The organism is Olsenella phocaeensis (assembly GCF_048189965.1).
GTDB classification, from domain to species: Bacteria; Actinomycetota; Coriobacteriia; order Coriobacteriales; family Atopobiaceae; genus Olsenella_I; species Olsenella_I phocaeensis.
Window position 1 is genome coordinate 95,092 of the sequence record NZ_DBEZHV010000011.1, and the last position, 23,035, is coordinate 118,126.

The window sequence follows — 23,035 nt, forward strand, 5'->3', positions numbered from 1 at the left end:
CTAGCACAGCTTCATGAGCGTGCAGCCGAACTCCACCAGCTCGCCGTCGCCCACGCACACGTCGATGACCTCGCCGTCGCGCTCGGCCACGACCTCGTTCATGAGCTTCATCGCCTCGATGACACAGAGCGTGTCGCCCTTGCGCACCTTGGATCCCACGTGCACGAATGGCTCCGCCCCGGGCGAGGGGGCGGCATAGAACACGCCCACCATGGGGGCGGTCACCGTGGCCACCTTGGAGAGGTCGAGCGGCCGCTGGTCCGGGTCCAGGCCGTCCTCGCCCGGAATCGTAGCCGCCATCGCGCCCTCGTCCGCAGGCGAGAGGGCCACCGCATCCGCGGCGGAGGGTGCCCCCGGCAACGTGGCATCAGCCACGCCCGCCACGCCCGCCGGCAATGGCGCGGAGGCGGACGTCGCCGCGACGACGGGCGCGCACTCGAGCTCTATGACCTCGCCAGCCTCCTCGAGGCGCAGGCGCGTGAGTCCGTTGGACCTGAGCACCCGAGCCAGGTCGTCGACCCTCTTCGCATCGATCATCTCGACCACCTATCCCTCGAAGGAGCGCAGCACCAGGGCCGCGTTGTGTCCGCCGAAGCCGAGCGAGGTGGAGAGCGCCCAGCGCGCCCGGAACTCGGCGGCCACCAGCGGCGTGTAGTCGAGGTCGCAGTCCGGGTCGGGGTCGGTGAGCCCCATCGTGGGCGGCACGACCCCCTCCTCCAGGGCCTTCGCGCAGGCCAGGGCCTCGATGGCCCCCGCGGCCCCCAGCATGTGCCCCGTCATCGACTTGGTCGACGACACCTTGGCCGAGCGCGCCGCCCCCTCGCCGAGCGCGGCCTTGAGCCCGCGCGTCTCCGAGAGGTCGTTGAGCTTGGTCGAGGTGCCGTGCGCGTTGACGTAGAGGCCCTCGGCGGCGTCCAGGCCCGCCTCCGCAGCCGCCTGCCCAATGGCGCGCGAGATGCCCGAGGCCTCCGGGTCGGGGCTCGTCATGTGGTAGGCGTCGCAGGTGTTGCCGTAGCCCATGACCTCGGCGTAGACGTGGGCCCCGCGGGCCAGGGCGTGGTCGAGCTCCTCGAGCACGAGGACCGCGGCTCCCTCCCCCATCACGAAGCCGTCGCGCCCGCGGTCGAAGGGCCGGCAGGCGGTCACGGGGTCGGGGTTGCGCGTGAGGGCCTTGGCGTTGGCGAAGCCGGCCACGGCGAGCTCCATGATGGCCGCCTCCGAGCCGCCGGCCAGGATGGCGTCGGCATAGCCGTGCCTGATGGCGCGGAACGCCTCGCCGATGGCGTGGGACGAGGTGGCGCAGGCCGTCACCACGGGAAGCGTGGGGCCGTAGCACCTGTGCCTGATGGCCACTTGCCCCGATGCCATGTTGGCGATCATCGCCGGCACCAGGAAGGGAGATACCCTGCCGGGGCCCGAATCCCTCAGCACGTCTTCGTTCGCCACGGTGGTCTGAATTCCGCCGATGCCCGAGCCCACGTAGACGCCCAGGCGCTCGTGGTCCACGGCGCCCTCGCGGTCGAGGCCGGAGTCCGCCATGGCCTGGTCCGCCGCGACGAGCGCATAGAGCACGAAGGGATCGCTCCTGCGGGCCTCCGCCACGCCGAAGGCCTCGCGGGCGTCGAAGCCCTTGACCTCCGCGGCGACCTTGACCTTGCTGCCGCTCGCGTCGAACTTGCTTATGGGACCGATGCCCACGCGTCCCGCCCTGAGGGAGTCCCAGGTCTCGGCCGCGGTGTTGCCCACGGGCGAGATGGCCCCCAGGCCGGTGATGGCTACCCTGTGCTCCATGTGCGAACTCACGCTCCCCATTCTCTACATGCCCATTCCGCCGTCGACGGGCAGGACGGCCCCGGTGACGTAGGCCGCCGCGTCGCTCGCGAGGAAGGCGATGGCCTCCGCCACGTCCTCCGGCTCGCACAGGTGGCCCAGGGGGATCTGCCCCTCGTACCTCTCCCTCACCGCGTCCGGCAGCTTCGCTGTCATGTCGGTCCGGACGAAGCCGGGGGCGACGGCGTTGCAGGTGACCCCGCGACCCGCCAGCTCGCGCGCCACGGACTTGGTGAGGCCGATGAGCCCCGCCTTCGAGGCGGCGTAGTTGGCCTGGCCCGCGTTGCCCATGACGCCCACGACGGAGCTCACGTTGACGATGCGGCCCCCGCGCTGGCGCATGAGGGTGCGGCAGAGGGCGCGCGTCATGTGGAAGGCGCCCTTGAGGTTCACGGAGAGGACCGCGTCGAAGTCCTCGTCGGACATGCGCGCCAGGAGGCCGTCGCGGGTGACGCCCGCGTTGTTCACGAGGGCCCAGACGGAGCCGAAGTCGGCCAGGACCCGCTTCACGCAGGCGGTCGCCTCGTCCCCGTCAGCCACGTCGCAGCGGTAGCTCCGCGCCGTGGCGCCCAGGGACTCGAGCTCCGTCACCGTCCTGCGAGCGGCCTCGTCGTTCCCCGCGTAGACCACGGCCACGTCGAACCCGTCCCTCGCGAGGGCGAGCGACGTCGCCCTGCCGATCCCGCGTGAGCCGCCCGTGACGAGGGCCACCCTGCGCACGGGGGCCTCGGCTGGTCCCGTGGGCACTCCAGCCGCGGACGTGCCTGCGATCGCGTCGCTCATGACTCTCTCCCCTCGAGATGTGCCAGCACGGCGTCGAGCTGCTCGGGCGTCTCGCAGGGGAGCGCGGTGGCCCCCGGGGCGATCCTGCCCACGAGCTTGGTGAGCGTGCTGCCCGGGCCGACCTCGACGAAGGTGTCGACGCCCAGGGCCACCAGGCCCTCCACGGTCTGCTGCCAGCGTACGGGGCTCGACGCCTGCCCCGCCAGGAGCTCCGCCATGGCGGCGGGGTCGTCGGGGTAGGGCCGTGCCGTGGCGTTGGCCCACACGGGAACGGTCGCGGGGGCGGGCGGCGTGCGCGCCAGCCACTCCCGCAGCCCGTCGGAGGCGGGCGCCATGAGGGGGCTGTGGAAGGCGCCCGAGACCGCCAGGCGCAGGCAGCGCCCGCCTGCCTCGCGCACCAGGGCGTCGAGCCGCCCGAGGGCCTCCTCGGTCCCCGCCACCACGGTCTGCTCCGCGCTGTTGTAGTTGACGGGCCAGGCGTCGCCGGCCTCTGCGGCGAGGGCCTCCACGCGCCCGGCCGGAAGCCTCAGCACGGCCCTCATGCCCCCGGGATTCCTCCCCGAGGCGGAGTCCATGAGCTCGGCGCGACGTAGCACCAGGTCGAAGGCGTCCTCGGGCGAGAAGGCCCCCGCAAACGCGAGCGCGGACAGCTCCCCGAGCGAGAAGCCCGCCACGGCGTCGGGCCGCACGCCACACGAGGCGAGGGCGCGGGCGGCCGCCAGGTCGCAGGCGAAGACGGCGGGCTGGGTGTTGCGCGTCTGCGCGAGCTCCTCGCGGGAGCCCTCGCGGCAGAGCCTGCCCAGGCCGGGCATGCGGGCCTCGAGCAGCTCGAAGGTCTGGCGGGCAGCAGGCTCGCGCGCGACGAGGTCGTCGGCCATGCCGGGGTGCTGGGCGCCCTGGCCCGCGAAGAGGAGGGCTACCTTACCCATCTCGTCGCCTCCCGGAGCACTTCCTCCGCGCCTTCGAGCAGGTCGTCGACGATGTCGGCCGCGGGCTGGCGCCTGGTCACCAGGCCGGCGGACTGGCCAGCCATGAAGCTGCCCTCCTCGTAGTTGCCGTCCACGGCGGCCTTGCGCAGGGAGCCGCGGCCCAGCTCGGCGAGCTCCTCCTTGGAGGCGCCCTCCTTCTCGAGCTTCGCGTACCTGCGCGAGAAGGGCGTCTTGAGGCAGCGGACGGCGCCGTCGTCCCTGCGGCCCGTCACCATGGTGGCGATGTCGTTGGCCTTGAGGATGCGCTCCTTGTACTCCTCGCTCACCGTGCACTCGTCGGCAACGAGGAAGCGCGTGCCCACCTGGACGCCCACGGCACCAAGCATGAGGGCCGCAGCCACCCCCCTGCCGTCGGCGATCCCGCCGGCGGCGACCACGGGGATGTCCACTGCGTCGACCACCTGCGGCACCAGCGTCATGGTGGTGAGGTCTCCCACGTGGCCGCCCGACTCGCCGCCCTCGGCGACCACGGCCACGGCACCGGCGCGCTCCACGAGGCGCGCGAGCGCCACGGAGGCGACCACGGGGATCACCTTGATGCCGGCGGGCACCCACGACTTCATGTACTTGTTGGGCGTGCCCGCCCCCGTGATGACGACGGGGACGTGCTCGTCGACGACCACCTGGGCGACCTCGTCCACGAAGGGGCTCTGGAGCATGATGTTCACGCCGAACGGCCTGTCCGTGAGCTCGCGGCAGGCGCGGATCTGACCGTGGAGCCACTCCGCGTCGGCATTCATCGCCGAGATGACGCCCAGGCCGCCCGCGTTCGAGACGGCCGAGGCGAGGGAGGCATCGGCAATCCAGGCCATGCCACCCTGGAAGACGGGCTTCTCGATGCCGACGACGTCGCAAATGGGTGTGCGGATCATCTGGTGCTAGCCCTTCTGGGCGACGAGGCCGTCGACCAGCGAGACGAACTCGCCGATCGTCTTGGGGTTGGCCTCGGCGTCGATCTCGATGTCGAAGTCGCCCTCGCAGGCCATGACCGCCTCCACGATGGAGAGCGAGTCGAGGCCGATCTCCTCGAAGCTCGTCTCGGGCGTGAGCTCGCCGGTGATGCCGTCCTGCTCGCGGAGGATGTCGCAGATGTGCTCGAACGTGGTCTCCTTGGCCATGATGGCCCTCCTTCTGTCCGTCTTGACCTGTTCTTCCCTTGTCCTTGCGGGGCGATGGCCCCTATGGTCACGGGCGAGCCTCCGCCCGGTGATGCCCTGGGTCGCCCGCCGTCGCTCCCGACGGCGGCTCGTGGTCCCTCTCGGTGGTCACGTCAGTGGTGCCTTGGCGGCCGCGTGCGGAAGGGCCGGGCCCGTCCCGGCGGCCCCCTCCTCCCACCTGATCAGGCAGGAGCCCACGGAGAGCCCCGCCCCGAAGCCCACGATCGCGACGGTCTGCCCTGCCGTCAGGCCGCCCGACCTCACGAGGTGGTCGAGCGCGTGGGGAATGCAGGCGCTGGAGAGGTTGCCCGTCTCGGCCAGCGTCCGCACGACGCGCGAGGCGTCGATGCCCAGGCGCGTCGCAGCCGAGTCGAGGATGCGGCCGTTGGCCTGGTGGAACACGAAGTGGTCGATGTCCGCCACCTCCATGCCCGCGTCTGCCGCGAGGGCGCGCACTTCTCGCTCGATGGAAGTGACGCCGAACTTGAAGATCTCGCGCCCGCGCATCGAGAACAGCTGCGGACCGCGGACGGTCTTGTCGAAGGGGCTGCTCCCCGGGATGCCGGGGAGGTCCAGGGCGCCCGTGTCAGGCTGGGTCGACAGCCTGAGGGAGAGGAGCCCCTCCCCCTCCGCACCGAGCACCGCCGCCGCGGCACCGTCGCCGAAGAGCACGCAGGTGGCGCGGTCGGTCCAGTCGAGGTAGCGCGTACACCTCTCCGCCGAGACCACGAGCACGCGGCGCGCCCTGCCCCTCGCGAAGATGCCGTCCGCCACGTCGAGGGCGAAGACGAACCCCGCGCAGGCCGCGGCGAGGTCGAACGAGGGGCAGGAGGCCCCGATGCTCCCCTGCACGACGCTCGCCTCGGCGGGCATCACGTGGTCGGGGGAGGTGGTGGTGCAGATGACGGCACCGAGCTCGGACGCATCGACGCCCGCGGACTCCAGGGCGCGCCGCGACGCCTGGGTCGCCAGGTCGTCGAGGGTCTCGGTGGTGCACACCCGGCGGGCGCGGATGCCCGTGCGCTGGCTGATCCACTCGTCGGAGGTGTCGAGGAAGCCCGACAGCTCCTCGTTGGTGACGCGCCTGGCGGGAAGGGCGCTGCCCGTCCCAAGGATGCGAAGGCCCATGCTACTTCTCCTCCTCTGCCCTGTAGAAGGCGGCGAGGCGCTCGATGCCCGCGTGGAACTTCCCCATGTCCTCGAGGGACATGCCCTCCATGATCGCGGCGGCCATGCGCATGTGGAAGATCGTGTGGAGGCGGTAGACCTCCTCGCCCTTCCTGGTGAGGGTCACGTTGACGCGACGGCCGTCGCTCTCGTCGCGCTCCTTGGTGAGGAAGCCGCGGTCGACGAGGCGGTTGACCCCCGCGGTCATCGAGGGGATCTTCACCATCGCCTCGGCGGCGATCTGGCTCACGCTGATCTGCCTGTCGGTGTGGAAGGTCTCGTCTCCCACGATCTGGACGATGCGCGCCTCGCTCATGGTCACGCCCAGGCCGCGGACCCGCCTGAACATCTTGCTCTCGACCGCGTCGACCGAGTTGTAGATGGAGACGAGGAGCTCGCTGATCTCGACGGTGATGCGCTCGGCGGCCTTGGCGTCGGTGGTGGTGACGGCGGGAGCCCGGTCGCTGGGCGCGTACGCGGCGCTAGGCACGGCGCCGGCGGTGGGGGCAATGCCGGTCTCGCCGACGTTCTTGAGCTCGTCAATCGCGTCCACCAAGCCACCACCGATCCAGGTCAGGGCCATGTCGGGCGGCCTTTCTCCCCCACATGGCGTGAAGTTTAGTTAGTTAGTTAGACTAACTAACTAATCCGGAAATGGTGGGAAGGCGAGAAAAGCGTCACACGACTGACACATGAGGCCCGGACGCGCAGAATTGCGCCCGCGTCTCTCGCCCGCCACGCTGTTGCGCACACATCCATGCGTCCAGCACGCGCATGCGCACGTCATTTTCAACCAGCACGCAATAACGCACAGACAGCTCCGCATTTTCGCAGTTGGCGAGAGGGGCCGATGTGCGCAACAGCGTGCCCGCCGCCAGGGGCGTGCGCAACCGCGTGCTCGCCGCACGCGCGCGCCACCCCCAAAACCTCGCTGCCCGCGTGCCGAACCAGAAGGTGCCGCGCAGCCCCTCGGCCACGCGGCGCCAACTCCCAACCCGCAGGTGACCCCGGCCACCCACCGCGCGGCCAGCTCCCCCTCTCCCGCAGCGGAGCCCTTGCGGCGCAGCGCCTTGGCGGCGACAGGCTGCCCGGGCCTGCGCAGCCCGCGGGCGTCCGGCATGTTGATGCCCAGGCCGAGCACGGTGTTGGCGAGCCACACGAAGAACAGCAGCGTCACGATGGGGATCACGCAGCAGGTCGCCACCATGACGGCGAAGGCCTCGATCATGCGGTTGAGGACGTTCTTCGCGGACTCGATGAACGACTTCGCTCCATCCGTCACCGTCTGGACCGCGTTGCCGGCGGCATCGACCACGTCGCTCGCGACGATGGTCGCGTCGGCCGCACGGTCGCTCACCCAGCCGAGGAAGCTGTCCAGCACGTTCCTGTCCTCCTGGGTCTGCTCGCTCGCCTCGGGCTCCGGGGCCGCCTCCTCCGCCTTGGGCTCCTCGATGGGAGACTCCTCCGGAGCCGACGCCACGGCGGCCGTCACCGTCTCGACGTCCGCCCTGTAGGTCGCCTGCACGACGTCCGACACCATCACGCTGGCCGGCACCACCAGGAACCCCGCGACCGCAAAGTCGGCCAGACGCAGGGCGAAGCTGCGCAGCAGCGCCTGCATGCCGGCGTTCTGGTCCCAGCGCAGGCGTCCGCTCGCGACCACGGCGGCGACGGCGAGGGCGCAGCTCAGGGGGACGAGCAGCCTGAACGCCGCCAGGCTGAAGATGGTGAGGAGGTACTTCTCCAGGTAGATGGCGGCAAGGACGATGCCCAGGTCGACGCTGAGCTCGACGAGCTTCTCCGCGATCGGGGCACCGAAGTCCCCCGGGATGAGCGAGATGCCGGCCGAGAGCGCCGTGGCCACCGTGACCAGTCCGGTCGCCGTCTCGGCGCGGGCGTTGAGGGAGGCAATCTGCGAAGTCCAGGCGTCGGGACTCGAGAAGTGGTCGGCCAGCACCGTCGCCGAGACGATGGCGGCAACCAGTGCGGCAGCGACCATCAGAAGGCCACCCAGCTCCATGCCTGCGACGCGGCGGCTCAGGCGCCCCGCCTCGGAAGGGGCCTCCGCCAGCGTTTCCTCGGCCGCCCTGGCAATGTCATTGGCGAACGCCGGAGCAAGCTCCGCGGCCGTCATTGCATCTTCCGGCACGGGGCCCGAAGCCTCCTCGAACGTCTCTTCCCTCTCGCTCATGTGACCCCCCATCTCTCGGCTGCAGATGTGCGGGCGTTGCCCGCATTGCCCATCTTGCTAGCTTGGGAGGCGGCAGTCGTTAGCTGGCAGCTAACTAGCCGGGGGGCAGCAAGCCGTCTGTGAGCGAGCTGACGACAGTTACGGACGGCAGCCGGCTGGCGGCTGACTGCTGGCGGCGGCCGACGACCGAGCCGTGCATTTCAAAAATGAAATGCACGGCTGCCTACGTTTTCCCAGGTCAGCAGGAGACGGCGTACATTCTAGAAATGAAATGCGCACCTCTCCCCCAGCCATGCGCCCCTCCCCTAGAATGGGTGCACGCGCCGAGCCGTCGCTCGCCCGCGGAACCGACTCGCCGACCGCCCGCCCTCGCGCATGCAGGAGGCCCCATGCAAAAGCTGTCCGAGCTGCCGCTCCGCGCATACCTGGGCCACCCCGTCATCGTCGACCTCAGGCTCGCCCGACACGACCTTGGGGAGCTGGCGCGGCAGATCGCATCCGCGCCGGAGCCGCAGCTCCCTCCCGAGGCCCTCGAGGCGCTGCCCGGCCACTGGGACTTCGATGCCGACGCCAGCCTGGCCTGGCCGCGCGTCGACCACGAAAACGGCGTCTGCCTCTACCTGCTGTGCCCGTGCAGCACCGCCGACCACCAGACCATGCCCCAGTACGACCTCTTCGGCGGCTTTGGGCTGACGCCGGAGCGCATCGTCGACCAGGATGCCCCCGACTGCGAGGTCATCGACATCCTGAGCCGGGAGGACATGCCCGAAATGCTCAAGGCGCGCACGCGATGGATCGGCGAGCTATTCGAGGAGTCCCCGGGCGTCGAGGAGGCGCGCGGCGGCGAGCGGCTCGACCGCTGGCGCGACCCGCTGTACCCCGACGTCGTGAGCGCCGTGCTCTTCCCGTCCGAGGGTGGGGGCGACGCGGACGCACATCCCTGGCGCGTCTTCGCGCGCGTCGAGCGTTGCGCTATCGACCCGGACGAGCCCGACGCGCCGCACTGGGAGGCGACGCTCGCCGCCGTGGTGCCGCTCCCGGACGAGGAGGGGGCCACGGAACCGGGAGCCGCGGAAGGCGTCGGGACCGCTGACGGCGACCTACAGGCCGGCCCCGACCTCCCCCGGCCGGGAAGCAGGCTGTGGCTGGGCATCGCCCGCGCGGAGGAGGACGGCGAGGTCCTGGGCCTCTACGCGTCCGAGGCCCAGGACCTCGGCGCAGAGGACTACGACCCTGAGGTCGACGCGAGAGAGGACGGCGAGCTCTCGCTTGCCATCGGCGCGCGCTACTGCCAGGAGGGCATGGTCAGCGAGGGGATTCACCGCGTGGTCTGCTTCGAGCTCGCGGAGCACTTCTACCAGGCATCGGCCGAGCGTGGGAACGCACGGGCCATGTGCAACCTGGGCCACGTCTGCTCGTACGGTCGGCTGGGCGAGAAGGACTTCGACGCGGCCGCGAAGTGGTTCCGCAAGGCGGCGGTGCTGGGCAACGCCGAGGCCGCGTGCAAGTACGGCGACCTGCTGTGGCAGGGGCGCGGCGTGAGACGCGACGACGAGCAGGCCTACTTCTACTACCAGATGGCCTACAAGCGCGCGAAGGACGAGTGGGACGGTGCCGTCTGGGGAAGCGCGGCCCTGAGGCTCGCCGGCTGCTTCGAGTACGGGCGAGGGGGCGAGAGGGACCGCCATTGCGCTCGCGACCTCTGCCTCGAGGCCGAGGCGGGCCTCCTCGAGGCGGTGCCGGACCAGCCCTGGCACAAGGGCCAGCTGGCGCGCGCTCGCGAGGGACTGGAGCGGCTAGCGAGAGAGTAGGCTTGCGTCTCTCGGCTCGCAGCGTGACGTCAGTCGCCCGCTTTTGGCGAGCGGCAGCAGGGCTCCAGGCGGGAGGGCGAGGTGCGCAGTGGAAAGGACGCTCATGAGCGACTACAGGCTACGTCCCGAGGTCAGGATCCACGACGCCGAAAGGGGCGTCCGCGGCTGGCCCGCCGTCCTCGCCGCCGTCAGAGGCAGGCTGGACGAGCTCGCGGGCGAGAGAGGCAGCAGGCTCACCCTCGCCATCGAATGCTATCCGGGGACCAACATGGACGAGATCCGGCAGGGCCTCGTGGAACCGCTTGGCGCCGAAGCTGCCCTCCTTGCCGACGACTACGCATGGGACGCCCCGCGCGTGCAGGCGCGCATCGCCGACACGATCACCGACGACCGCGTGTTTGGCGTCCTCTCCCACTACACGGTGGACGAGTTCTTCGACGCAGACCGCGTGAGGCAGGCACGCGCCAGGCTTTCGTCCGCCCCGGGGCTCTCCGTGGTCTTTGGCGTCGGCGCCACCGTCATCTGCCCTAATCCCGACCTCCTGCTGTACGCCGACCTCACCCGCTGGGAGATCCAGCTGCGCCTGCGTGCCGGCATGCCCAACTGGAAGGCAGACAACACCGACGAGGACGCCCTGCGCAAGTTCAAGCGCGGCTACTTCTTCGAGTGGCACATGGCCGACCGCAGCAAGCGGGCGCTCTTCGACCGCGTGGACTTCGAACTCAAGACCAACGTGCCCGGCGAGCCCAAGATGGTGCCGGGTGGCGCCTATCGCGCGGGCCTCGCTCAGGTCGCGCGCCAGCCCTTCCGCCTCGTCCCCTACTTCGACGCAAGCGTCTGGGGAGGCCACTGGATGCAGCGACGCTTCGGCCTCGACCCCGACGCGCCAAACTTTGGCTGGGCCTTCGACGGCGTGCCCGAGGAGAACAGCGTCATCCTCGACTTCGATGGGGTGCGCCTGGAGATTCCTGCGATCAACGTCGTGCTGCGCGAGCCGGACGCGCTCCTGGGGCCCAAGGTCCACGCCCGTTTCGGGGCGGAGTTCCCCATCCGCTTCGACTTCCTCGACACGATGGGTGGCCAGAACCTCTCCCTGCAGGTCCATCCGCTGGTGGAGTACGCGCAGGACAGGTTTGGCATCCACTACACGCAGGACGAGAGCTACTACATCCTCGACGCGAGCGAGGACTCCTGCGTGTACCTGGGCGTGAGGCCCGGCGTGAGCCGCGAGGAGATGGTGGCCGACCTCAAGCGCGCCGAGCGCGGCGAGGACCGTTTCCACGACGAGCGCTTCGTGAACCGCTTTCCCGTGAGGAAGCACGACCACGTGTCGATTCCCGCTGGCACCGTGCACTGCGCCGGGCCCAACACCGTGGTGCTCGAGATCAGCGCGACACCCTACATCTTCACCTTCAAGCTGTTGGACTGGGGTCGCGTGGGGCTCGACGGCGTCCCCCGCCCCGTGCACGTCGACCACGGCGCGCCCAACATCAAGCTCGACCGCGACACCGACTATGCCCTCTCGCAGCTGATCGACCGGGCGGACGCCCCGCACCAGGACCTTTCCGACCAGGAGGGCGTGGTGATCCAAAGGACCGGCCTCCACGAGCTCGAGTTCATCGAGACAGACCGCCACTGGTTCGAGGATGCCGCCACGGTCGACTGCCACCAGAGCGTCAACATGCTCAACCTCGTGGAGGGCACGAGCGCCCGCATCGTGAGCCTGGACGGCAGCTTCGAGCCCTTCGACGTCTACTACGGCGAGACCTTCGTCGTGCCCCAGAGCGTGGGGCGCTATCGCATCGAGAACACCGGCGACCGCACGCGGCACGTCGGCGTCATCCAAGCCTTCGTCCGCAACCTTTAGGCGGCAGGCAGCGGGTGCGCCCGTCGCACGTGTGGACCGCGATAGGTCACGAAGGTCCTTGCCCGACCACAACGTCGAAAGGAAGAGTCCCATGCGGCCCCTCAAGCTCATTCCCTTGTATGACAGGACCATCTGGGCTGGCGAGCGACTCTCGGTCCTCCGGAACCGTCCTGCGGCCGGCGAGGGGACGAGCTGGGAGATCTCGGTGCATCCCCATGCCCAGTCGGTGGTCGCCAACGGCCCCGACGCCGGCCGCACCCTGCGCGAGCTCATCGATTCCGACCCCGAGGGCATGGAGGGGCCGGGCATGGGCGACGCGGAGCTCCTGCGTCTCGCCTTCCTGGACGCACGCGATCCGCTGTCGGTACAGGTACATCCCGACGAGGCCTATGCCCAGGCGCATGCGCGCGACCACGGAAAGACCGAGGGCTGGTACGTGCTCGACGCCGACCCCGGTGCAGCGCTGGTGGTCGGCTGCGACCTGGCCAGCAAGGACGAGGTCGCGCGGGCGATTGCCGACGACAGCATCGAGGACCACCTCTGTCGCGTGCCCGTGACGGAGGACGACTTCGTGTTCGTGCCCGCAGGCACCCTTCATGCCCTGGGCGCGGGAATCCTAGCCCTCGAGATCGGCACCAACTCGAACACCACCTATCGCTTCTACGACTACCATCGCAAGGACGATGAGGGCAACGAGCGAGAGCTGCACGTGCGGAGAAGCCTGGACGTGGTGAGGCTCGACTATCGCGGCAATGTCGTGCACACACCCCTTGACGGCATGCCCAAGGAGAGGACGCTCGTGAGCTCCCCGGAGTTTGACGTCATACTCATAGACGTCGCAGACACCCATGTCCTGCCTGCCAACCACGCCCGCTTCCGCACGATCTCGTGTGTGAGGGGCGCCTGCGACCTCGTCTGCGGGGGTACGAGCACGCATCTGGGCTACACCGAGTCGACGTTCCTTCCCGCAGCGCTCGGAGACGTCCTGGTGACGGGCGACTGCCGCTTGCTCGTGGGCATACCCCACCGCCGCTGAGTCTTCTGGGCTCGTGCCAGCTGGTCGTGCCAGCCGGTCGTGCAGAACTCGTCCGAGTCAACGAATTCCTGTCATCTCGGACGAGTTGTGAATCCGCTCCCTCCGAGGACCTCCGAGAGATGAGACCGTGCGCCCCCCATGCCTTCCCTATGCCTTCTTCTGAGTCTGCCGCGCCAGCCCTGCCATCGGCGCGTTCGGCGCCCGGGTGCTCTTCTCATATCCCAAATTGCACGTGACCCAGCTGTCCCAATTTTCGGAATGCGATGCAGGGTGTGTAACGTCACCCAAAAGTCATTAGAGTCACTCGAGATGCTCTAACGACTTTTTTTGAGCGAAAAAAGTCGTTAGAATCTATCATGTTCTCTGTAATGACACCTTCCAGTCATAAGGAGAATCATGGAGTTCGTCCCCAGCGGACAGGGATTCTTGCGCAAGAACCTACATGGTGCCATGGAGTACCAGTCCTTCGTGCCCACCCCACTAAACGAGGTTGTCCCCCTTGGGCTCGGAAGCGACACCAACCGCCTGCTTAGCACCTGCTCGCTCAAGCTTGGCGAGCTGAAGGGGATGCTGAGGTTCATCTCCAACGCAGACATGTATCTCGCCATGTACGTGCGCAAAGAGGCTCTCCTCTCCGCACAGATCGAAGGGACACAATGTACCTTCGACGACGTGCTTGACCCCACAAGGACGGACCTCATCGGGCATGAAGTCGCTGATGTTGTGGCATACGTGAGGGCAACGGAGCTTGCGGTCCAGAGAATGAAATGCCTTCCCCTCTGTATGAGACTGCTCCGTGAGGTTCACAAGAAACTCCTCGATGGAACACGAGGGGCAAAGAAGAATCCAAGAGAGGTACGGACCTCCCAGAATTGGGTTGGACCGACAGGCTGCACGATCAAGGGGGCAGCTTACATACCTCCCAATATCGAAGACATGAATGCCGCGCTTTCGGAACTGGAGCGCTTCATCAACGAGGCAGACTCTGTTGACCCGATACTCAAGGCCGCGCTTGTACACTACCAGTTTGAGACCATCCACCCCTTTTTGGATGGCAACGGCAGGCTCGGGAGGCTGCTCATTACGCTCTCCCTGCTTAACGATGGAGTGCTGACGGGTGCCGTGTTCTATCCCTCGTATTACCTGAAACTAAACAGGTCCGAGTACTACACAAGACTCATGAATGTGAGACAGAGGGGAGCCTATGAAGAGTGGGTCGCATTCTTTTGCAAGTGCCTCATAAAAAGCGCCGATGATGCCATCGAATCACTGAATCGGCTCGTCGAGCTTCGCCGATGCAACCTAGAAAAGCTGGGCAAGGCAACGGGGGTGTCTGTACAGAATGGTCAGCGTCTGCTGGACCTCCTCGAAGCAAGTCCCTTCGTAAGCATCGGCGACGTTACCGAAAAGCTGAACATCGCCCGAACCACTGCCAGCAAGCTAGTGGAGGGATTCGAAAGGCTCGGGATTCTCGTGCAGCATGAGACTGGCAGGCGCCGCTATCGCACATTCCAGTACGAGGAATATCTCAGCATCCTGAGACAAGGGAGCGAGCCACTATAGGGCCTTGCGCGCATTGATGCGCATGCTAGAAACACAGGCGAACGCGCGGGGCGCGGCAGCCAGGACCCAGAGCCAGCGGCTACGGCGCTTCGGCGCAAACGAGCGGGATACGCAGCCGTACTCCGAAGCCGTCGCCGTGACGTGTCGGAGCAATCCGTCGAGCCCCTCGCACGCGTCAAGGCCTGGCTCAAGCGAGCGGACCTCCTCTTCCGAGCCGAGCACGCACAGCAGGTCGCAACCCGCCCACGCCTCGACGGGCCGCACGCCGAGGGCGGTCTCCGTGGCTATGCCCTGCATGAGGCGGTCGTCCAGCCAAGAATCAACTATGTAGATCGCGGCGGGGTTCCCCGAGAAGACCTTTTCGGCGAATGCGTCCGTCCGCCGCATATCGGCGCATGTCCATTACTGTTGCTCCAAACCGTCACATCGTGAATCTTGAACGGACCGGGAAGCTCACGTACGTGTCGGAGGACGAGCACGAGAGGCGCCACCTGGCGCGCAAGGGCACCCGCCGTCCCGGGTCGGCCACGCTATGAGGTTCAGGCTCACCGAGCTTGCCGACGAGGACCTCTCCGGCATTGAGGACTGGGTCAGGGTGACCCGCGGGGCCGACACCGCAGACGAGGTGTCGGGCGACATAGACGCGAAGATGTGCGAGATCGCTGAGCACTCTCTTCGGTCCACCGTCTGCCAGTTCGACGGGGAGCACGGCCTCCTGCACGGGTACCGCAGCGCGGGCACCGACCGATTCAAGGTCTTCTACTGGGTGAACGACGCCGAGGGTTTCGTCGAGATTTGGCGCGTCCTTCATGTCCCGTCCGACTTCACGCGCATGGGCTGGTACGCCGGGAGGCAGCCGGCTGCCAGAGGATGGCGAATAGGCGTTTGCCCGCATGCCGCTCGTCCTGCGGGGGTTCCGTGATCGTCAGGTGAGGGTTCCGCGAGTGACGGGAAGACGGTCCCGCACGACCTGAGATCAGCAATATCGACGCGCGTCCTTGCCTCGCCGTGCGCTTTCGCACTTGTCGGTAAGATGTCGGTAGCAATATCGGTCACGTGACAGTCAAAACCCCGGCCTGTTTTCGCAGGCCGGGATTGTGTTTCTGGTCGCGGGGGCAGGATTTGAACCTGCGACCTCCGGGTTATGAGCGAGTCAAGCTGGAGGTTCCGCAAATTCTCCCTCGTCTACCTCGTCTGGACGCACTGCGCCGAGCAGGCGTTTTGTGTCTCTTCGCGTCTCCGACGGTCTGCAGGATTCTGCTTCTCTTGCATCTCCAACCTCGTTTTGGCGGACACAGTGTCGGTCAGAAACGGCTGTCGAAAACCGAGTGGTAGGAAGTGGAGATGCAGGACCTTACCTACACCAGCCGTGGCCTGAGGAGACGGAGAAACAGCGACCGATGGGAGGCGGTCCTCTCGCACACCGACCCCGTGACGGGCGAGGTCGTGAGGACGTTCCACACGGTCGAGGGCAAGACGCGCCGACAGGCGGAGCGCGCACGCGACGCGCTCATCCTCGAGCTCGAGCGCAAGGGAGGGGCCGTCGGCTCCTCGATGAGCGTGCGCGAGTTCATGGATCAGTTCCTCGTCTACAAGGAGGGCTCGGGCACTATAGAGCCCTCGACCGTGCGCGGATACCGCGCCGAGGCGCGCCAGATAGACTCCTACATCGGGAACGTCCGCCTGGCCGACCTCTCCGTGGAGGACGTGTCGGGATGGATGCGCGACATGAGCGCCGACGGCTACGCGCCCAAGAGCGTGTCAAAGCCCTTCCGCCTGCTCAAGCAGGCGCTCAAGTGGGGCATGGCTCAGGACCTCATCACCAAGAACCCCTGCGACTTCTGCAAGCCGCCCAAGCGCGTGAAGACGCCCATCAACGCCCTGCCGCGCGAGGAGCGCACGCGCATGCTGGAGCTTGCGAGGCGCGCGCAGCCTGCGCCCCTGGGCATAGCCATAGAGCTCGCCCTCACCACGGGCATGAGGCGCGGCGAGGCATGCGCGCTCAGATGGTCCGACCTCTCCGACGACGGCACCATAACCGTGAGCCATGCCCTGGGGAACGGCGACGGCGGCTTCTACGTGAAGGAGCCCAAGACCTCGAGCTCGCTGAGGACGATTCCCCTTACCAGGCGCACCTTCGACATGCTGCGCCTGGTGCGGGCGGACGCCGTGCGCATCGCCAACGAGTTCGCTCTTCCCTTCGGCGACCCCTACATACTGGGCACGCAGGAGGAGAAGAGCAGGCCCTACAACCCCACGCAGCTCGGGAAGGACTTCGCCGCCTTCTGCAAGATGAACGGCTTCAAGTGCACCTTCCACGACCTCAGGCACACCTTCGCCACCATGATGATCGCGGGAGGCTGCGACGTGAGGACCGTGGCGAGCTACCTGGGACACGCAAGCGCGTCGATGACCCTGGACATATACGCGGACGTGGACCCGGAGGCCAAGCGCGCCGCCGTGAGCAAGGTCGAGGAGAGCTTCGACGCCGAGATGAGCGGCTACGGCGACGCCATCATGGACAACGTCATCGGAGCTCCCAAGCGCCGCGAGCCCGCGATCAGCTTCTCGGTTGACCAGCTCAAGGCGATGCTCGCCGCAGCAGAGGAGAAGGAGGCGGGTCATGGGCGTCTTTAGGCTCGTCTGGCGCTTCGTGCGCTGGCTCTTCCGCGCCGTATCGCGATGGATGTGAGCGCGCGCTTGATAAAATTGCATCAACGGCTCGCGCAGAAAGGCCACGGCTATGCCCGATAAAGAACCTCCCAAGACAGAGGCATCAATCGCGCTCTCAAGCGGTACTCAAATCAAAGACATGATCTACACCGTGCGAGGCCAGCAGGTCATGCTCGACAGCGACCTCGCCAAGCTGTATGGCGTTGAGACGAAGGCACTCAACCAAGCTGTAAGCAGAAACCCCAAGCGCTTTCCCGAGCGGTTCTGCTTCCGCACAACGCGAGAAGAGGCCGAAGGCCTAAGGTCACAAATTGTGACCTTACATCCTGAACTGGTAGAACGGGACACATGGTGGCGCTATATGCCACGCGTCTTCACCGAGCAGGGTGTGTCGATGCTCTCCGCAGTGCTGCGCAGCGACACGGCAATCGACGTGAGCGTGCGCATCATGGACGCCTTCGTCGAGATGCGCCATTTCATCGCATCCAACGCCACCATGTTCGAGCAGATTCGCACGGTTGAGCTCAGGCAGCTTGAGTATCAGAAGAGCACAGATGAGAGATTCGAGCGCGTCTTCGACTACATGGAGACCCACGAGGCGCCGAACCAGAAGGTCTTCTTCGAGGGGCAGGTCTACGATGCATTTGAGCTCTTGGTTACACTCGTGCAGAGGGCAAAGCGCGAGATCGTCTTGGTCGACGGCTACGTGGACACGGGGACACTCAACATCCTTGCTAAGAAGAAACCCGGCGTTTCCGCCACCGTGTGGACGCACCCCAAGACCAGCCTCACCGAGCGCGACGTAGCGACCTTCAACGCGCAGTACCCAACGCTCGTGGTCAAGCACACGACCTCGTTCCACGACCGCTTCCTCATCCTGGACGGAGCCGAGGGCTACCTGATTGGAGCATCGCTGAAGGACGCAGGCAAGAAGAGCTTCGCCATCACCAAGCTCGAAGGCTCAAGCATCATTGAATCGATTATCGCCGCGCTCGACGAGTAAGAGATTAAAACGTGTGACATCTTTGAGGCCGCAGTTTGCGACCTCAAAGCGCCTAAGCCCCTAAGCCAACCTGGCGCGTGATAAATGAAATAAACCGTAACCAGTAAACCCGCCTGGCCTCCGCTTCCGAGCATGCACACTGGCGGGTCTTCTTTATGCGATGCGCCTGCAATCTGCCCTGCCCCGGGCCCGAAGGCAGGGACGGCCGCATGGGCCTACCTCCCGTCGAGACGATCGGCGTGGTGGCGGAGCGACCCTCTCAACCAGCCGCCAGACACAATGTCAAAGCAAACGCCAGGGGCCTCCATGCACCGCAGCGGGCAGACCACGACGCACGAAGCGCCCCGAGCACCTCATGGGCATGACAACCGCACACCGCACGGCATCCACGAGAGCGCCCGGTCGCCCAGTGAAGCCGCCAGCAGCCAGCCAGCCAGCGCACCGCACCTCCGCCAGACGCCCCGGCGCACAGACACGCAACGCCTCGCGGCAACCGCATCGCCGCAATCCCACGGGCAGCCTCCGCGCACGCCCCACCCCGCCTCGCCTTGGGAGCGAAGACTCGCCCACGGTCGCTCTAGAGCAAGGGGCGCGAAAACTTTTCCGAGAGGCACAAGGCGCCCCTCGGAAAACTCGGGCGCATCCGCGTTTCGCTTTTACCCCTTGCGCTGCCGCTTTCCCGCAGGCGCCATCCGCACCACAAGGCGCGCCAAGGGGGCGGGCCCCAACACGAGGAGACAGACAGCCATGGGAAAGAGCATCGACGAGAGGTCGCACGAGGCAATCCGCGCGTACCTGAAGCACAGGGGCGTCGAGGTCCTGGAGGAGGGCTGGGCGCGCGGCTCGGGCAGCATCGACCCCATCGCCATGGACGACGAGGAGCTCGTCTTCGTGGACACCGCCACCAAGTGCGGGGGCTACGACATGCCCCGTGAGGAGCCCGACCAGGGGCGCTTCGAGCGCATCGCGGCGGCCTACCTCGCCGAGGCCGAGGTGGAGGGACTCACCAGCATCCGCTACGGCATCGTGAGCCTCCTGGTGACCGGCTCCGAGAGGGCCCTCCTGCGCCACCACAAGAACGTCCTCCACGACAGGAGGTAGGCCCTAAGGAATCTTGCTCCGGGCCTTCGGACTCGGAGCAGATTGGCTCACATCCGTCTGCGACTCAAATAATCTCCCATAAAACACGGTGAACTATGTCGCACATAGGTAGATATAAAATTTCTAGTGGAGAGTATCGATTGTGCGGAGCGCTATGGGTCAAATTTCTTCACAGCAATTAACTGACAAGCTCAGGGAGCTCATCTTGTCGAGCGAAGACCTTCCTGAAACCTCAACGCTTGAGTACAAGGAAATTCCGCATGACATAAAGCTCCATCGCTGTGAGTTCTATAAGGACATACTCAGTCTTCTAAATTCATCCGAGTTTCCTGATGAGGACAGATTTCTCGTGTACGGAGTCAAAGATCAGGAGCGAACACCATGTGGGTATGACCGAAGTAAAGGAAACGATGATGCCACATACCAGCAACTCTTCGAGAAGATAAGCCCCCGCCCAACGATTCAGTTTGCCGATATCGAAGCGTCTCGAATTTTGGACGATGAGAAGCTCGCGAGGAGGCTCTTCGGGTTCTTCTTCATACCATCGAGTAATTTTGGAAAGGTATATGAGATGGCAGAAGGGGTATCTGATGACATCCCACCAGATGACTCCTCAACTAGACAGAATGCCCTATTGCGCAAACGCAAATCCATTTCTGAAGGAGCATCTTTTACTCGCAACGGCAGCCGCGTTCGCCCATTGATGCAATCCGACAGAACGCGAATCCTCGAATTCAAAAAACAGCCCGAAACTCCCACTAGATTGGTAGATGCCAGTACTTTTGCCTTTGATGCAAGAGGCACCTCTATTTTTGCGCTTGCAGCGATTTTTGGCTCGTGGGATGAAACGCTGCCTGGAGATATTCAGGCTATCGAAGCTGCCGCGAAGATGAAATATGAAGAATGGATTACCCCCTTAAGAGAGCTCAGGGCAAACGAACCCTCAATTCTTGCGGTAGAGGGCTCTGTATGGACCATTCCAAGCAGAGTTGAGAATATTAGGCGCTGTTCAGAGCATCTAACACTCGCGCAGCTTCATGAGATTCAACCGACTATTGGCAGCATCCTATCGACAGTAGACCCCAAGTACGACCTACCGGCGGACAGTCGTTTCGCTGCAGCGATTTACGGGAGGGCCAACCCGTGCTCGACAGGCATGCGCCAGGGCGTTGCCGAGTTTCTCGCAATTATCGGAACCGCAGCTGTTGAATTGCCCCACTGCGATAGGCGAGCAGTCGACCGGTTCGTAAGCGATACTATGAAACAGATAATTTGCACAACAGATTGGAGAGTGCTTGCATCAGCGGACAGCGAGTTTCCTCTACTGGCAGAAGCATCTCCTGACCTCTATCTCGCCTTGGTTGAATGCGCCTATGATGAAGGAGGCAGCCTCGGTGACTTCCTTAAACAAGCACCATCCACTTTTGGCGTTAGCAACGGTTACGGTCTTTTCACAGGCGTACAGTATGCCGCACAAGACCCCAAGACATTCGCAAAGGCAATGTCTCTCCTAGAAAAGCTCCACGACACAACTCCCTTAGCAGCACAGGCGATAGAGAGCGTCCTCCTGCCATGGAGACCGGAGACACGAGCAGACATCCAAACGAGAATTGCGATGGGTCGCAGGCTAGCTGACAAGGGTTGCTGGAAATCGTTATTGAAGCTGCTGCCCGGCGCAACTCGCACCGCGATACCCATTCCTACTCCACGCTACCTACCCGCGATCTCCTTTGATGAGCCTGTTAAAATGGACGAGTATCGACAAGTCAGTCAGGAATATACTGAAGTTGCGATTGATGCTGCTGAGGGTAATGCCGACCGCATCATCGACTTGCTTGGAGCGGTCAACTCTATCGACATGGCTGGAGAGATACCTCGTTTCGCAGAGCTTCTAAACAGGACGCAAAAGCATTTAACAGATGCTGATACATTTAGGGTCTGGAACGAGCTTGAGATATTGTTGCGCCGCTATCGAACATTTGGCAAGGACAATGAGCTCGTTGATCATGATGGATATGCGCTCTTGGGCGATGCGGCACGTGCATTAAAGCCAGATGATCCGTACCTCATAGCGCTGTTCCTCTTTACCCATGCAACATACTCCTTGGCATCCAATACAGAATCCCGCGCAAGTGGAAATGAGGTGGAAGATGAAAGAGAGAAAGCGATTGATGCGCTTTATAAATCTGAGGGGACCGATGCGCTGAAACGCCTTGCATTGAACTGCACAGAGCGTCGCTCGCTCGGCGCAAGTGCGTCCGCAATCGTCCATTCAGAAGATGCAATTTTGGAGGTTATTGACTGGTTAAGTAACGAGAAAAGCTTGGAGGAGACCTTTGCTGGCTTCGTTACGGGTATCTATATCAACGACGCACAATCTTGCCTTGATTTACCTAGAAAGCAGAACTGGTCTGCACAAAAAACCGCCATATACTACGCTCACCTATCCTGTGAACCCCGTGTATGGAAAGCCGTCGAGAACACGCTGGGTACTGAACGGGCTTCCTTGTATTGGCAAATAGCTCCCCCATGCCTGAGCGTTGATTCTGTTGCTGAAGCTGAATACGCCATTAGTATGTACACCTCGCAGGAAAGGTACGGCGTTGCTACTACCTATGCCGGTTTGTGCATTTCGCAAGGACTAGAGCTAGATGCATGTGTAGTAGATAAAGCACTGCAAGGACTTTCTCCCATAGATGCGGGAACGGAGTTAAGCGAATACTATCTGAGCGTTGCATGCTCATACCTTGATGCAAGACATCCTACTGAGGCGCTTGCCTGGAAGGAATTTGAGTGGCTTCCGCTCCTTCGCAATGCAGGGGCTTTATACCCCGATTCAAACCTCCATCTTTTTAAGCTGATGTCACAAAGCCCTGAATTTTTCATAGCAATACTCAGCTTGCTTTACAGTAAAGACTGCGATGAGAGCAATAAAGATCAAGTTAAGAGCATTAAAGAACGAGCCTTTGAAGTACTTAACGCCTGGCGTGTGGTACCAGGAAGCACCGAGGACGAAATTGATCATGACGAATCAGATAGCTGGCTTTTACGTGTAAATGAACTTGCAAGTGATGCCGGACTCATCAACCAAGCCAGCCATGCAATTGGCAGATGCTTCCTCCACGCCCCTGCAGATGTCGATGGCCTCTTTATTGACAAGGGGGTTGCAAAATACTTAGATCAAGATGAACACATGCTTAACGGATATTCTGAAGAAGCAGTTAATTCGCAGGGTGCAATCTGGGTTGGCGAGCATGGCGAATCTCTTTTCGAAATAGCACGCAACTTTGACGTGAAAGCAACTGAGCTGGAGCATGCTGGATTCATGCAATTTGCCGCCGCTATCCGCAACTTAGCCAGGGAATATGAGATGGATGGGAAGCGTGAGCAGAAAGAAGAGCAGACGTAGGCATTGCAACGCTATTTCTGGAATAAGCCTGATATTGCTGCTTCCGAATTATCGCTTCTTGTCGCCGCCTGCCAGTAGTCACTAAATGATTGTTTGGCAGCGATATTAGATACCGAATTCAATAAGCTTGTATCACGCAAACCATCAGATTGGATATCAGCTTCTCTCCTAGATATCGTCAGCTACAAGAATGGTTTAGCAATGCAAAAGTTTCGCTCAACGGGGGGGTAATGTGAGGCCGCTAATCCTAAAGATTTGTGAACTCAGACAAGGTTACTGTGGCTCCGACACTGAAAGACGCCGTAGTGGCATCGATGAATTCGCGCTCGTTCATGATGGCGGCTTAGTCTTTTCATGGTTCAGAACCTTGCTCCTAGATTTCTGAACGGGTGGAAATGCTGGGCTTAGTCAACATCCTTTTAAGGCCACATCAAACAATCGAGCACCTGAGCCAC

19 protein-coding genes are annotated in these 23,035 nt (G+C 64.2%); 9 read left to right on the plus strand and 10 right to left on the minus strand.

From position 1 onward, the window contains the following. The 9 genes from ACMPH2_RS05400 to ACMPH2_RS05440 all read right to left on the minus strand — a co-directional run bounded on the left by ACMPH2_RS05400 (position 1) and on the right by ACMPH2_RS05440 (position 8,117). Positions 1-537 carry an acetyl-CoA carboxylase biotin carboxyl carrier protein gene (locus tag ACMPH2_RS05400; protein WP_303133373.1) on the minus strand — a complete coding sequence of 179 codons (537 nt, stop codon included), beginning with the start codon at positions 535-537 and terminating at the stop codon, positions 1-3. A 9-nt stretch (positions 538-546) separates the two neighbouring features. Beyond that, positions 547-1,791 (minus strand): beta-ketoacyl-ACP synthase II, encoded by a 1,245-nt coding sequence (gene fabF, locus ACMPH2_RS05405; RefSeq protein ID WP_314638770.1) that lies wholly within the window; start codon positions 1,789-1,791, stop codon positions 547-549. Positions 1,792-1,815: 24 nt separating this feature from the next. Continuing rightward, positions 1,816-2,613, minus strand: coding sequence for a 3-oxoacyl-[acyl-carrier-protein] reductase (fabG, locus tag ACMPH2_RS05410; RefSeq protein ID WP_471752466.1), 798 nt, complete (start codon positions 2,611-2,613; stop codon positions 1,816-1,818). Further along, complete coding sequence (locus ACMPH2_RS05415; RefSeq protein ID WP_417118814.1) at positions 2,610-3,542, minus strand: ACP S-malonyltransferase; 933 nt, start codon at positions 3,540-3,542, stop codon at positions 2,610-2,612. Before ACMPH2_RS05415 ends, fabG begins: the two co-directional genes overlap by 4 nt. Further along, complete coding sequence (locus tag ACMPH2_RS05420; RefSeq protein WP_417118815.1) at positions 3,530-4,474, minus strand: nitronate monooxygenase; 945 nt, start codon at positions 4,472-4,474, stop codon at positions 3,530-3,532. The genes ACMPH2_RS05415 and ACMPH2_RS05420 overlap by 13 nt, the downstream gene beginning before the upstream one ends. A gap of 6 nt (positions 4,475-4,480) precedes the next feature. Continuing rightward, positions 4,481-4,720, minus strand: a complete 240-nt coding sequence (locus tag ACMPH2_RS05425) for an acyl carrier protein (RefSeq protein ID WP_009278871.1) — start codon at positions 4,718-4,720, stop codon at positions 4,481-4,483. Positions 4,721-4,867: 147 nt separating this feature from the next. Further along, a complete protein-coding gene (locus ACMPH2_RS05430; RefSeq protein WP_417118816.1) occupies positions 4,868-5,887 on the minus strand; it encodes a beta-ketoacyl-ACP synthase III in 1,020 nt (339 codons plus the stop codon). Position 5,888: 1 nt separating this feature from the next. Then, on the minus strand, positions 5,889-6,509 hold the full coding sequence (locus ACMPH2_RS05435) for a MarR family winged helix-turn-helix transcriptional regulator (RefSeq protein ID WP_417118817.1): 621 nt from the start codon (positions 6,507-6,509) through the stop codon (positions 5,889-5,891). Positions 6,510-6,569: 60 nt separating this feature from the next. Then, positions 6,570-8,117, minus strand: coding sequence for a hypothetical protein (locus ACMPH2_RS05440; protein ID WP_417118818.1), 1,548 nt, complete (start codon positions 8,115-8,117; stop codon positions 6,570-6,572). 389 nt (positions 8,118-8,506) lie between these two features. On the opposite strand from ACMPH2_RS05440, the gene ACMPH2_RS05445 reads away from it, so the two are divergent. The 4 genes from ACMPH2_RS05445 to ACMPH2_RS05460 all read left to right on the plus strand — a co-directional run bounded on the left by ACMPH2_RS05445 (position 8,507) and on the right by ACMPH2_RS05460 (position 14,394). After that, positions 8,507-9,928 carry a tetratricopeptide repeat protein gene (locus ACMPH2_RS05445; protein ID WP_417118819.1) on the plus strand — a complete coding sequence of 474 codons (1,422 nt, stop codon included), beginning with the start codon at positions 8,507-8,509 and terminating at the stop codon, positions 9,926-9,928. Positions 9,929-10,031: 103 nt separating this feature from the next. Next, positions 10,032-11,795, plus strand: coding sequence for a class I mannose-6-phosphate isomerase (locus ACMPH2_RS05450; protein WP_417118820.1), 1,764 nt, complete (start codon positions 10,032-10,034; stop codon positions 11,793-11,795). A gap of 91 nt (positions 11,796-11,886) precedes the next feature. Beyond that, complete coding sequence (locus ACMPH2_RS05455; RefSeq protein WP_417118821.1) at positions 11,887-12,831, plus strand: type I phosphomannose isomerase catalytic subunit; 945 nt, start codon at positions 11,887-11,889, stop codon at positions 12,829-12,831. Between the two features lie 396 nt (positions 12,832-13,227). Next, positions 13,228-14,394: a Fic family protein gene (locus tag ACMPH2_RS05460; RefSeq protein WP_417118822.1), complete on the plus strand. Its 1,167-nt coding sequence runs from the start codon at positions 13,228-13,230 to the stop codon at positions 14,392-14,394. On the opposite strand, the gene ACMPH2_RS05465 is transcribed toward ACMPH2_RS05460, so the two are convergent. Continuing rightward, a complete protein-coding gene (locus tag ACMPH2_RS05465) occupies positions 14,389-14,781 on the minus strand; it encodes a PhzF family phenazine biosynthesis protein (protein ID WP_009278863.1) in 393 nt (130 codons plus the stop codon). The genes ACMPH2_RS05460 and ACMPH2_RS05465 overlap by 6 nt on opposite strands. Positions 14,782-14,926: 145 nt before the next feature. On the opposite strand from ACMPH2_RS05465, the gene ACMPH2_RS05470 reads away from it, so the two are divergent. The 5 genes from ACMPH2_RS05470 to ACMPH2_RS05490 all read left to right on the plus strand — a co-directional run bounded on the left by ACMPH2_RS05470 (position 14,927) and on the right by ACMPH2_RS05490 (position 22,580). After that, positions 14,927-15,316 carry a type II toxin-antitoxin system RelE/ParE family toxin gene (locus tag ACMPH2_RS05470; RefSeq protein ID WP_417118823.1) on the plus strand — a complete coding sequence of 130 codons (390 nt, stop codon included), beginning with the start codon at positions 14,927-14,929 and terminating at the stop codon, positions 15,314-15,316. 422 nt (positions 15,317-15,738) lie between these two features. Next, complete coding sequence (locus ACMPH2_RS05475) at positions 15,739-17,031, plus strand: tyrosine-type recombinase/integrase (RefSeq protein WP_417118824.1); 1,293 nt, start codon at positions 15,739-15,741, stop codon at positions 17,029-17,031. 106 nt (positions 17,032-17,137) lie between these two features. After that, on the plus strand, positions 17,138-18,070 hold the full coding sequence (locus ACMPH2_RS05480; RefSeq protein ID WP_417118825.1) for an ORF6N domain-containing protein: 933 nt from the start codon (positions 17,138-17,140) through the stop codon (positions 18,068-18,070). 747 nt (positions 18,071-18,817) lie between these two features. Continuing rightward, positions 18,818-19,171 carry a YraN family protein gene (locus ACMPH2_RS05485; RefSeq protein ID WP_417118826.1) on the plus strand — a complete coding sequence of 118 codons (354 nt, stop codon included), beginning with the start codon at positions 18,818-18,820 and terminating at the stop codon, positions 19,169-19,171. A 205-nt stretch (positions 19,172-19,376) separates the two neighbouring features. Beyond that, positions 19,377-22,580: an RNA-binding domain-containing protein gene (locus tag ACMPH2_RS05490; RefSeq protein WP_417118827.1), complete on the plus strand. Its 3,204-nt coding sequence runs from the start codon at positions 19,377-19,379 to the stop codon at positions 22,578-22,580. The last annotated feature ends 455 nt before the right edge of the window (positions 22,581-23,035 follow it).